Raw genomic sequence first — 11,199 nt, forward strand, 5'->3', positions numbered from 1 at the left:
GACAGCCGATCTGTGCCGTGGAACGGTCCAGCCATGAAGCAGCCGACCATCCGGGACGTGGCCGAGCGGGCCGGTGTCTCCAAGTCACTGGTGTCGCTGGTGCTGCGCGGCTCCGACCGGGTGCGCACCGAGAAGCGCCAGGCCGTGCTGGAGGCGGTGCGGGAGCTGGGCTACCGGCCCAACGCGGCGGCCCGCAGCCTCAGCGAACAGCGCACCCGCACGGTCGGCGTCCTCCTCAACGACCTGCGCAACCCCTGGTTCGTGGACCTCCTCGACGGCCTGAACTCCCTGCTGCACCACCACGGCCTCTACATGCTGCTGGCCGACGCCCGCCTCAACCGCCGCACCGGCCAGGACCCCGCCGGCCCCCTGACCGACCTCGGCGTGGACGGCCTGGTGGTGGTCGGCACCCTGCCCGACCCGGCCGCCCTCGACGCGGTCGCCGGACGCGTCCCCGTGGTGGTCGCCGGCGCCCGGGAGGCCGTGCCGCCCGGCGTGGACGTGGTGGCCGGGGACGACGAGCGCGGGGCGCGGCTGGCCACCGAGCACCTCATCGGCCTCGGCCACCGGGACATCGCGCACATCGCGGGGTACGGGGAGGTGGGCGCCCTGCGCCGGCGCGGCTTCGCGTCGGCGATGGCGGCGCACGGCCTGGCCGGGCGGGCGGTGGTGGAGCCGAGCGACATGACCGAGGAGGGCGGCCACCGCGCCACCGTACGGCTGCTGGCCCGCCCCGGCCGCCCCACCGCCGTCTTCGCGGTCAACGACATCGCCTGCGTCGGTGTGCTGTCGGCGGCGGACGAACTGGGCCTGCGGGTGCCCCGGGACCTGTCCGTGGTCGGCTACGACAACACCGGCCTGGCCAGGCTGCGGCACCTGTGGCTGACCACCGTCGACAGCGCCGGCCACGAGGTCGGCCGCCGCGCCGCCCGCTGTCTGCTGGACCGGCTGGCGGCGCCCGGCGCGGCGGGGAGCGTCCAGCTCACCGCGCCCACGCTGGAGATCCGCGGCACCACGGCGGCGCCCTCCGGGGCGTGAGGCGACCGGATACGGCGACCGATATTGTTGACGATCTTGTGTGGCTGGATCTACGTTCGACAGGCACTCATCCAGGGAGGGCACCATGCCGGAACAAGCCCGTCCGAGCACCGGGGAGCAGGCCAAGCGGCTCGCCCTCGGGCAGTTGCGGCAGGCGATCCTGCGCGGCGAGATGGCACCGGCCCAGCGGCTGGTGGAGAACGAGCTGGCCGAGCAGTTCGGTGTGACCCGGGCCAGCATCCGGGCCGCGCTGATCGACCTCGAAGCGCAGGGGCTGGTCGAGCGCATCCGCAACCGCGGCTCCCGGGTCCGGGTGGTGACCGTCGAGGAAGCCGTCGCCATCACCGAGTGCCGTCTGGTCCTCGAAGGGCTGTGCGCGGCGAAGGCGGCGGCCGCCGTCGACGACGCGCAGCTCGCCGAGCTGAAGGAACTGGGCACGGCGATGCGCAAGGCGGTGGCCGGCGGCGATCCGCTGACCTACTCGGAGCTGAACCACGAACTGCACACCCGCATCCGGGAGTTCTCCGGCCAGCGGACGGCCGTGGAACTGCTGGAGCGGCTCAACGCCCAACTGGTGCGGCACCGCTTCCAGTTGGCGCTGCGGCCGGGCCGGCCCCAGCAGTCCCTGAAGGAGCACCTGGCCATGATCGAGGCGATCGAGGCCAGGGACCCGCGGGCGGCCGAGGAGGCCGTCCGCGCCCATCTCACCAGTGTGATCGAGGCGCTGCGCGACTGACCCGCGCGGCCGGCCGCCGGCGGCTCGGTGCTCGCCGCCCACGGAGCGGCCCCCGCCCGGCCCGCCGGGGTCAGCGGGGGCGGCGGGAGAACCAGGCGGCGGTCAGGGCGCCGGAGACGTTGTGCCAGACGGAGAAGATCGCGGCCGGGAGCGCGGCGAGGGGGCTGAAGTGGGCGGTGGCGAGGGACGCGGCCAGACCGGAGTTCTGCATGCCGACCTCGAAGGCCATCGCCCGGCCGGCCGGTTCGCCGAGCCGGGCGAGCCGCCCGGCCCCGTACCCCAGCGCCAGACCGAGGCCGTTGTGCAGCACCACCGCGACGAAGACCAGTCCGGCCGCCGACTTGATGGCACCGGCGCTGCCCGCCACCACCATGGTCACGATGACGGCGACGGTGAGCGCCGACAGCCACGGCAGCACGGGCAGCGCCCGGGCGACGTACCGGCCCGCGGCCAGCCGGACGACCAGGCCGGCGAGGACCGGCAGCAGCACCGTCTTGAGGATGTCGGTGACCATCGAACCGGCGTCGACGGGCAGATAGGCACCGGCCAGCAGCAGCGTCAGCGGCGGGGTGACCAGCGGGGCGACCAGGGTCGAGACGGTGGCGACCGACACGGACAGGGCGACATCGCCGCGCGCCAGATACGTCACCACGTTGGACGCCGTGCCGCTGGGCGCGCAGCCCACCAGGATGACGCCCGCGGCCAACTGCGGGGGCAGGCTCAGCAGGTGGGCGATGGCCCAGCCCAGGCCCGGCATGATGACGTAGTGCGCCACCAGTCCGAGGGCCACCGCCCAGGGCCGCTGGGCCACGCCGCGGAAGTCCCGCGGGGTCATGGTGACGCCCATGCAGAACATCACCACGCCCAGCAGGTACGGCACCGCCTCGCCCCACCCGGCGAAGCCGTCCGGCAGCAGCAGGCCGAGGGCACCGGCCAGGAGGACCAGGACGGGGAAGACGGTGACGGCACGCCGGGCGGAGCGGTCGCCGCCGGCGTCGTCGGTACTGCGGGGTTCGGGTCGTTCACTCATCACTGTGCGAGGAGACGCCTGGTCAGGGGCGTTTCGCAACGGTGTCTCGCAATGTGATCACCATCGCGGCGCGCGCCCCGGCCGCGAGCCGCGCGGACCGGGCCCGTACCGGTGTCAGCCCCGTATGTCCGCGCACCGCTTCGCGGTCAGCGGCTTGCCGGTCGGCCAGGCGATGCCCTGGAAGTCGAGGTGCCCGCCCGCGCTGTCGCCGCCCGAGGGCACCAGCCGGACGATGGCCACCGCCTTGTCGTACGGGGTGCCGTTGTTGTCCAGGCAGATCCAGCCGCTGGCCCCCTTCACGCTGTGCGCGCCGCGCAGCCGCCGCCAGGTCTCCTCGATGCCGGAGAGCGTCGGCACCTCGCCCTTGGCAACGCCCCGCTTCATGATGCCGGTGACGGCGGTGAGCGCGGAGTCGTACATGGTGATGGTGCGGCCGTCGGACAGGTCGGTCGGGCCGATCCGCTCCGGGGGGTTGGCCTCGAGCAGGTCGGTGAGGGCGGCCAGGGCGTCGGGGGAGCCGCCGGTGGTGGGCGGCTCGGGGTCGCCGGCCTTCTTCGGGGCGGCCCAGGCGTCCGGGTGGGTGATGGTGGCGTACTCCACGGTCAGGCCCTTGCCCCGGGTGAGCGCCCCCCAGTCCAGGTCCGGTTCCAGGGCGATCGTCGAGGCCCCGGAGACGGTGACGACCCGGAAGTGCCGCTGCTTGCAGCCGCGGTCGCCGAGCGCGTTGATCAGCAGCGCCAGCGCGGGCGGCCGGCCGGCGAAGTAGATGGTGGTGGCCTCGGAGTCGCAGAGGTTGTTGACCATCATCGCGAAGTCGTTCTTGGTCACCTGCGTCGGGTCGTACTCCTGCGGATCGCTGGCCGAGCCCCGGGTCACCTCGCCGAAGGCCGCGCGCAGCGACTCGGAGTACAGGTCGGTGCTGCTGCGGTCCTGGATGAGGAAGGTCTTGGCGGCGTCCTCGCCGAGGTAGGAGCGCAGGGCGTTGGCCTGGTCCAGGTTGGACGGCACCACCTTCACCAGCCCCGGGTAGCGGCCGTGCGCGTCGTTGGCCAGGCCGGTGGCGGTGATCGGCCCGCCCACCACGGGGATGTGCTTCTCCCGGGTGAGGTAGCCGATGGTGTCGGCGTTCGCCGCGACACTGAGGTTGAACCCGAACACCACCCGCAGCCGGTCCTCGGGGGAGCGGGCCATCTCGGCCAGCCAGTCGGCCACCTGCCGCCCGTGGTCCAGGTCCCGGCCGGGGTTGGCGAGGACCAGCCGGATCGGGATGTCCTCCTTGCGGACCACATTGGCCTGGTACTGGGCGAGATAGGCGCCCTGGACCTCGCGCAGGAGCTGCGCGCGCTCCGCCTCGCTGTCCTCGTCCGGTGTCATGGGGATCATCAGGGCGATCGTGGCGTACGCTGTGCCGCCCCCGGTGACCTGGTCGTTGAGCCGCGCTATCCGGTCCGACACGGCGGCCAGCCGCTGGTCGAAGACGAAGCTGCCGTCGCTGACGCCCACGCACTGGCCGTCCTCCTCGACCAGCCGCTCGTTGCCGCTCTGGCAGTAGTCGGGCAGCCCGGCCGCCCACACGATCACCCCGACCGCGCCGGCCGCGAGGACCGCGCAGACGGCGACCAGGACGCCGCGCACGACGGGGACGAGACCGGCCCGCCAGCCCAGCCACAGGGCCAGCCCCAGGACGGCGAGGAGCAGGACCGGGCCGCCGATCAGCAGGTAGGAGGGCCAGAACCGGGGTGCCGCCACGTCAGTTTCCCCTTCCGGTCGGTGGTACGGGCAGTTCGGGCACCCTGCGCCCCCGGGCCAGCAGCGCGGGCCAGCGCCGGGCGGCCTCCGCGGTGACCCCCTCGTCGTCGGCGAGGTGGGAGCCGGTGAGCAGCAGCCGCAGCCGGTTGTCGGGGCTGTCGGGGTCGTCCGGGTAGAGCGAGGAGAGCGTCGACAGGTCCCACAGCAGGGTGACCAGCCGGGCGATGTCCCGGTGCGGGCCGCCGCCCTCGGCCGGCCGGTCCAGGCAGGTCCGGCACAGCTCAGGGGGTTCGGGGTGCCGCTCCGGGTAGCCGTCCGGCGGGTGCGGGGCGGCGCAGACGAGCTGCACGGCGGCCAGCCACGCCGGCCGGTCCAGGACCCGCAGCAGCGCGTGCAGCCCGGACACCGCCCGCTCCCGGCGGCCCAGGGCCAGGGCGTGGTGCAGCCGCACCGCCTCCGGCACCCGCTCGTCGTCCAGGGCGGCCGAGTGCAGCCGGGTCCAGACCAGGTGGGCGTCGGGCCGGCCGGGTGCCGGGGAGCACTCGGCGCGCAGCCGGTGCAGCAGCAGTTCCCGCAGCGCCCGGTCGGCGACCGGGGGCACCGGTCCCGGACCGTCCGCCCCGGACGCCCACGGCGACCGCTCCCAGTGCCCGGCGCGCAGGAACGCCGACACCCGGTCCGGTTCGTCACCGGACACCGGGGCGTACGGCACGTCGTCGGGGCTCACCAGCACAGCCCGGCGCAGCAGCGGGGCGATCAGCTCCGGGTCGGGCACCAGGTAGCGCAGCAGGACGTCGGCGACGGTCCGGTCGCCGGCCGCCGCCGGTCCGGCCGGGGGCAGGGCGAGCAGCGTACGGCCCAGTGCGGCGGGCCCGCGGCGGCGCAGCAGACTGTGCTCCCCGGCGAGCAGGTCCCGTTCGGCGGCTTCCACCAGCGGCCCGGCCAGACCGGCACGGCCCGCGCTGATCTGCTCGATCACATTGGGCAGGCCGCGCGGGCAGTCGGCGCCGAGGGCGGGGGCGATGGCGTCCGCCCGCAGGGCCGGGGCCCTCACCCACACCTGCCACTCCTCGGGCGACTCGCTGCCCGGGCCGCGCCAGTCCAGCGTGCCGAGCCGGGACAGCTCCACCGGCCGCTGCCGGGCCGCCCCGGGCGGGGGCGCCGCGGCCAGCACGGTGGTGACCAGGACCGGGCGGCGCACCTCCGCGCCGCGCGCGTTGTCGGGCCCCGCGGCGGTGGCGTACGCGGTCATCAGCAGGTCGAACAGCCGCTCGCCGGTGCCGGTGTGGGTGTCGTCCAGGACGATCAGCGGCAGCGGTCTGCTGAGCAGGTGGGGGCGCCGGTGGTAGGCGTCGATGTCGGCGAGGAACGCGGCGGCCAGTTGCTCCTCCAGTTTGCCGCGGGCGGTCGCCGGGACCTGGTGGTGCAGGGTCTGCGCATAACGCAGCACCCGCTCGATGCCGGTGCCCGCGACCCGCAGGTCCTGGCCGTCCCACCAGCGCAGGGCCGCCGCGTGCGGCCGGGTACCGCCGGACGCCTGCCGGACGAACTGCCGCAGCAGGTCCTCCAGCGGTGCCAGCGCCGGGGCGAGCCAGCTCACCAGCGGCAGCAGCGCCTCCGCGAACGCCCCGAAGCGCTGCACCACCGGAGCCCTGCCCGGACCGGCGGCGAGCGCGGCCACCAGGGCGGCCTTGCGGTCCTGGAAATCGGCCAGCTCCGCCACCGTCGGCCCGTCGGCGGCCGGCGCGGCGTCCTGCCAGACGGTGGCGGCGACCAGGCCGTAGGTGAAGCGGGGGAACGGGATGCGGCCGAACGACGGGACCTCGGCGTCGAGTTCGTGCACCAGCCAGGCCAGCGCCGCCAGCGGCCGGGACGCCAGCAGCCCCGCCTCGTCGCCCGGCGCGGCCGGCGAAGCGCTCCGGTCGGTCATCGGCCACAGGGCGACGTGCACGCGGTTGACGTGGGTGTCGTGCAGCCTCCGGCAGACCGCCGTCTTGCCGGTGCCGCGCCCCCCGTAGATCCGGAGCACCGGAGCCCCGCGGGGATGGGCGGGCCGGACCCCGCGGCCCCGGGCGTTCAGTCCGATCGCCCGGGGGACGTAGGAGTCCAGCAGGTGCCCGTACCCGTGGAGTTCACGGTCCGCCATCCACGCCCCCGTGAGTGATCAGACGCCAGGGTCGTGCGCGAAAGTAGCACGCGCGGGACCATCACCCCACGGTCCCGCACCGGTTGGGACCGCATCGATATCCCGGCGGCCACGAACTCTTGCCTTCCACACGGAAGTTCGACCCCGCCCCGCCGGCCCCCGGCCGCGTCCGGCCGTCCGGGGCGGGCACCGGGCCGGCGGTTACACTGAGGGAACAAAATCTGTTACGTCAGCGTTATCGCCGCTCTGCCAGGGTGAGGGTCATGCGAGTGCTGATCGTGGAAGACCACCGGGAACTGGCCGAGACCGTGGCGACGGGTCTGCGCCGGGACGGCATGGACGTCGACCTCGCCTTCGACGGCGAACAGGCACTGGACCGCGCCGCACAGACCGACTACGACGTCATCGTCCTCGACCGCGACCTGCCCCGTCTGCACGGCGACGAGGTGTGCCGGGAGCTGACGAAGGACGGCGGCGAGGCGCGCGTCCTGATGCTCACCGCCGCCGCCTCCATCGCCGACCGCGTCGACGGGCTCGGCCTGGGCGCCGACGACTACCTGCCCAAACCGTTCGCGTTCGCCGAACTGCGGGCCCGTGTGCAGGCCCTCGCCAGACGCGATCAGCCCGCGGTGCCGCCCGTCCTCACCCACGGCGACATCTCCCTGATCCCGGCGCAGGGCGTCGCCCGCCGCGCCGGGCGCCGCCTCGACCTCACCCCGAAGGAAATGGCCGTCCTGGAACTGCTCCTCGCCGCCCGGGGCGCCGTCGTCTCCGCCGAGGAACTGCTGGAGCGGGCCTGGGACGAGGCCGCCGACCCCTTCACCAACACGGTCAAGGTCACCGTCAGCCGGCTCCGCCGCAAGCTGGGGGAGCCGTCCGTCATCGAAACGGTGCCCCATGCCGGATACCGCATCTGAAGCCGCCCGCACCTCCCGGCGCCCCCGCCTGCGCTGGTCGGCCCGGCTCCGCCTGACCCTGCTCTACGGACTGCTGTTCCTGCTCTCCGGCGTGGCGCTGCTGGCCATCACCTACCTCCTGGTGGCCCGCAGCCCCGTCGCCAAGGACACCCGCGTCACCACCAAGCAGGAACTGAGCGGCACCCCCGGCTCACCCACCCTGGGCCGCTCCACCACCGACATCGAGCACCTGGTCTCCCGGCAGCACGAGGCCGAACTGCGCGCCCTGCTCACCGAGTCCGGCATCGCCCTGGGCGTCATGACCGGGGTGTCCGTCGCCCTGGGCTGGGTGATGGCCGGACGCGTCCTGCGCCCCGTCAGCGAGATGGCCGACAAGGCCCGCCGCATCTCCGAGCACAACCTGCACGAACGGCTGGCGGTCACCGGCCCCGCCGACGAACTCAAGGGCCTCGGCGACACCTTCGACGGACTGCTGGCCCGGCTGGAGGCGGCCTTCGACGCCCAGCGCCGCTTCGTCGCCAACGCCTCCCACGAACTGCGCACCCCCCTCACCCTGCAACGCGCCATGATCGAGGTCGAGCTGTCCGACCCGGACGCCGACGCCAAGTCCCTGCGCGCCCTGTGCGAACGGGTCGTCGCGGCCGGCGAGAACCAGGAACGCCTGATCGAGGGACTCCTCACCCTCGCCAGCAGCCAGCGCGGCCTGGACCGCACGGGCCCCGTCGACCTCGCCGAGGTCACCGCCGGCGTCCTCGACGAACGCTGCCCCGACCCGTCCCGCCTCGGCCTGCGCGTCGAGACCTCCCTCGACACCGCCGACACCCAGGGCGACGCCCGGCTCGTCGAACGCCTGGTCACCAACCTGGTGGAGAACGCGCTGCGCTACACCCCCGACGGCGGCCGGATCACCGTGTCCACCGGCACCCGCGCCGGCCGGCCCACCCTGGTCGTCGCCAACAGCGGCCCCGAGATCCCCCCGGACAGCATCCCCGCGCTCTTCCAGCCCTTCCAGCGGCTGGAGTCCCGCGTCGGCACCCCCGACGGCCACGGCCTGGGCCTGTCCATCGTGGCCGCCGTCGCCACCGCGCACGGCGCCGACATCGACGCGGCCCCCGGCGAGGAGGGCGGACTGCGCCTGTCCGTGGCCTTTCCCCGTGGCCCGGCCGGCCCGGTCGGTGCCATCCTGGGGGCCGAGCGCACGCTGTAACCGGCCTGTGACCGGGCGGTCGGCACGCTGTGCACCGCCGCCCGGCGGGCCGCCGCAGCCGGCCGCCGTCCGGGAGCGCCGTACGAGGGGGAAGACATGAGGTTGCTGGTGGTCGAGGACCACGTGGAACTCGCGGACTCGGTGACCCGCGTCCTGCGCCGCGAGGGCATGGCCGTCGACGTCGCCTACGACGGCGCCGCCGCCCTCGCCCGCGCCGACGAGGTCGACTACGACGTCATCGTCCTCGACCGGGACCTGCCCAAGGTGCACGGCGACGACGTGTGCGGCGAACTGGGCGCCCGGTCCGTCCGCGCCCGCGTCCTGATGCTGACCGCCTCCGGTACCATCGCCGACCGCATCGAGGGCCTCGGCCTCGGCGCCGACGACTACCTCCCCAAGCCCTTCGCCTACGCCGAACTGGTCGCCCGCATCCGCGCCCTGGCCCGGCGCTCCCAGCCCACCCACGAACCGGTCCTGGTCCACGGCGACCTGCGGCTCGACCCCGCCCGGCGCACCGCCACCCACGCCGGTCGGCAACTGCCGCTCACCGCCAAGGAGTTCGCCGTACTGGAGTACCTGCTGGCCGCCGAGGGCCGGGTGGTGCCCGCCGACGAACTGCTGCAGAAGGTGTGGGACGAGGCCGCCGACCCGCTCACCACCACCGTCAAGGCGACCATCAACCGCCTGCGGTCCAAACTCGTCGACCCCTCGATCCTGCGGACCGTCCCCCGCCGCGGCTACCGGATCTGAGATGCCCCGGCGCCCGCACCCCCCGCACGGCCCGCTGGGCACCAGGATCGTGCGCCGCCTCACCCGCCGGGTGACCCCCCGGCGGGCCCGCGCCCGGCTCACCCTGCTGTTCGGCGTCCTCTTCCTCGCCACCGGCGCCGTCCTGCTGACCATCACCTATCTGCTCGTGGACAACTCCGCGGGCCGGTTCGTCTCCGTGCACACCGGCGGCCCCGACCAGAAACCCGAGGTCGAGATCCGTCCCGGCCCCGGCCCCTTCCCCGGGCTGCGCGGCGGGCTCGGCGACCTGGCCCGGGAACTGCGCGCCCAGGCCGCCCGCCAGCACGACGCCCAGATGCACGACCTGCTGGTCCAGTCCGGCGTCGCCCTGGCCATCATGGCCGTCATCTCCATGGTCCTCGGCTGGCTGGTGGCCGGACGCATCCTGCGCCCGCTGCGCACGATGACCGCCTCCATCCGCCAGATCTCCGCCCACAACGTCCACGAACGGCTCGCCGTCGACGGACCCGCCGACGAGATGAAACAGCTCGCCGACAGCGTCGACGGCCTCCTCGGCCGGCTGGAGCGGGCCCTGGAGTCCCACAAGCGGTTCATCGCCAACGCCGCCCACGAACTGCGCACCCCCCTCACCCTGGAACGCGCCCTCCTGGAGGAGTCACTGATCGACCGCGACGCCACCGTCGACTCCTTCAAAGCCAACTTCGAACGCCTCCTCAAGATCAGCAAACAGCAGGGCAGCCTGCTGGAATCCTTGCTGACCCTCGCCAACAGCGAGCGCGGAGTGGACCGTTCCGAACCCCTCGACCTCGCCGACCTCACCGAGGAGGCACTCCTCGCCCTGCGCCCCCGGGCCGAGCTGCGCGGCGTACGGATCGACGGCGAGACCGCACCCGCGCCCACCGCCGGCGACGCCGCCCTCGTGGACCGGCTGATCGTCAACCTCGTCGACAACGCCACCTACTACAACATCCCGGGCGGCTACGTCGAGGTCACCACCCACAGCACCGCCGAACACGCCGTGCTCACCGTCTCCAACACCGGGCCCGACGTCCCGCCCGACCAGGTCGACCGGCTCTTCGAACCGTTCAACCGACTGCGCCGCACCACCGGCGACGGCCACCACGGCCTCGGCCTGTCCATCGTGCGGGCCATCGCCACGGCCCACGACGCGACCCTCACCGCCCAGGCCCGCCCCGACGGCGGCCTCATCGTGGAAGCCGCCTTCCCGCTGCGCGCCCCCGCACCGGCCCCGCACCGCCCCAAGCGGCCCCGGACCGGCACCGCCCACGTCTGAGCCGGCCCCCCGGGGACGCCGTCCAAGCGTGCAGAACGGCCAGTTGGACAGCCCGGACACAGACGGGTGCGAAGGACACCGCGGACGTCGGTCGGTGGGCTTCACCGCACCCGATGGGTATCGTTCTGAACGAGCGGATTCGGCATTGAATCATCGGCTGCCGGCCACGCGACTCGACCACCGACACTGACACCGCGGACATTCCCGCCACGCTTTCCCGCTGCGGTGAAGTGCGCCCCGATGACGGCGAGAACGGGCGTCGAACGTCGGCACACGATCGGCATACGCATTGCGGGCAGCGAATCGGCGTGCTGCTCATTGAGAGGGGAAAG

Annotated in this window: 9 protein-coding genes; 6 read left to right on the plus strand and 3 right to left on the minus strand. The window is 74.0% G+C overall.

Going from position 1 to position 11,199, the window contains the following annotated elements; genetic code table 11:
* The first annotated feature begins 33 nt into the window (after window positions 1–33).
* Both IE316_RS17415 and IE316_RS17420 read left to right on the plus strand, forming a co-directional pair.
* Window positions 34–1,038 carry a LacI family DNA-binding transcriptional regulator gene (locus tag IE316_RS17415; RefSeq protein ID WP_190205276.1) on the plus strand — a complete coding sequence of 335 codons (1,005 nt, stop codon included), beginning with the start codon at window positions 34–36 and terminating at the stop codon, window positions 1,036–1,038.
* Window positions 1,039–1,123: 85 nt separating this feature from the next.
* Window positions 1,124–1,774 carry a GntR family transcriptional regulator gene (locus IE316_RS17420; RefSeq protein WP_190205277.1) on the plus strand — a complete coding sequence of 217 codons (651 nt, stop codon included), beginning with the start codon at window positions 1,124–1,126 and terminating at the stop codon, window positions 1,772–1,774.
* A gap of 70 nt (window positions 1,775–1,844) precedes the next feature.
* Here IE316_RS17420 and IE316_RS17425 read toward each other — a convergent pair whose 3' ends face one another.
* The 3 genes from IE316_RS17425 to IE316_RS17435 form a co-directional block, all read right to left on the minus strand.
* Window positions 1,845–2,804 (minus strand): bile acid:sodium symporter family protein, encoded by a 960-nt coding sequence (locus IE316_RS17425; RefSeq protein WP_190205278.1) that lies wholly within the window; start codon window positions 2,802–2,804, stop codon window positions 1,845–1,847.
* A gap of 114 nt (window positions 2,805–2,918) precedes the next feature.
* Window positions 2,919–4,553, minus strand: a complete 1,635-nt coding sequence (locus tag IE316_RS17430) for an ABC transporter substrate-binding protein (RefSeq protein WP_190205279.1) — start codon at window positions 4,551–4,553, stop codon at window positions 2,919–2,921.
* A gap of 1 nt (window position 4,554) precedes the next feature.
* Window positions 4,555–6,699, minus strand: a complete 2,145-nt coding sequence (locus IE316_RS17435) for a hypothetical protein (protein WP_190205280.1) — start codon at window positions 6,697–6,699, stop codon at window positions 4,555–4,557.
* Between the two features lie 263 nt (window positions 6,700–6,962).
* On the opposite strand from IE316_RS17435, the gene IE316_RS17440 reads away from it, so the two are divergent.
* The 4 genes from IE316_RS17440 to IE316_RS17455 all read left to right on the plus strand — a co-directional run bounded on the left by IE316_RS17440 (window position 6,963) and on the right by IE316_RS17455 (window position 10,867).
* Entirely contained in the window at window positions 6,963–7,616 is a 654-nt protein-coding gene (locus tag IE316_RS17440) for a response regulator transcription factor (protein ID WP_190205281.1), read from the plus strand.
* A complete protein-coding gene (locus tag IE316_RS17445; RefSeq protein WP_190205282.1) occupies window positions 7,597–8,823 on the plus strand; it encodes a sensor histidine kinase in 1,227 nt (408 codons plus the stop codon). The genes IE316_RS17440 and IE316_RS17445 overlap by 20 nt, the downstream gene beginning before the upstream one ends.
* 96 nt (window positions 8,824–8,919) lie before the next feature.
* Window positions 8,920–9,573, plus strand: coding sequence for a response regulator transcription factor (locus tag IE316_RS17450; protein WP_190205283.1), 654 nt, complete (start codon window positions 8,920–8,922; stop codon window positions 9,571–9,573).
* A 1-nt stretch (window position 9,574) separates the two neighbouring features.
* Entirely contained in the window at window positions 9,575–10,867 is a 1,293-nt protein-coding gene (locus tag IE316_RS17455; RefSeq protein WP_190205284.1) for a sensor histidine kinase, read from the plus strand.
* The last annotated feature ends 332 nt before the right edge of the window (window positions 10,868–11,199 follow it).

It is taken from the genome of Streptomyces fumanus, from assembly GCF_014655295.1.
Taxonomy (GTDB): Bacteria; Actinomycetota; Actinomycetes; order Streptomycetales; family Streptomycetaceae; genus Streptomyces; species Streptomyces fumanus.

Excerpts from the sequence above, each read along its gene's own strand:
- IE316_RS17415 (WP_190205276.1), top strand. The coding sequence starts at position 34 with ATGAAGCAGCCGACCATCCGGGACGTGGCCGAGCGGGCCGGTGTCTCC.
- IE316_RS17420 (WP_190205277.1), top strand. The coding sequence starts at position 1,124 with ATGCCGGAACAAGCCCGTCCGAGCACCGGGGAGCAGGCCAAGCGGCTC.
- IE316_RS17425 (WP_190205278.1), bottom strand. The coding sequence starts at position 2,804 with ATGAGTGAACGACCCGAACCCCGCAGTACCGACGACGCCGGCGGCGAC.
- IE316_RS17435 (WP_190205280.1), bottom strand. The coding sequence starts at position 6,699 with ATGGCGGACCGTGAACTCCACGGGTACGGGCACCTGCTGGACTCCTAC.
- IE316_RS17440 (WP_190205281.1), top strand. The coding sequence starts at position 6,963 with ATGCGAGTGCTGATCGTGGAAGACCACCGGGAACTGGCCGAGACCGTG.
- IE316_RS17445 (WP_190205282.1), top strand. The coding sequence starts at position 7,597 with ATGCCGGATACCGCATCTGAAGCCGCCCGCACCTCCCGGCGCCCCCGC.
- IE316_RS17450 (WP_190205283.1), top strand. The coding sequence starts at position 8,920 with ATGAGGTTGCTGGTGGTCGAGGACCACGTGGAACTCGCGGACTCGGTG.
- IE316_RS17455 (WP_190205284.1), top strand. The coding sequence starts at position 9,575 with ATGCCCCGGCGCCCGCACCCCCCGCACGGCCCGCTGGGCACCAGGATC.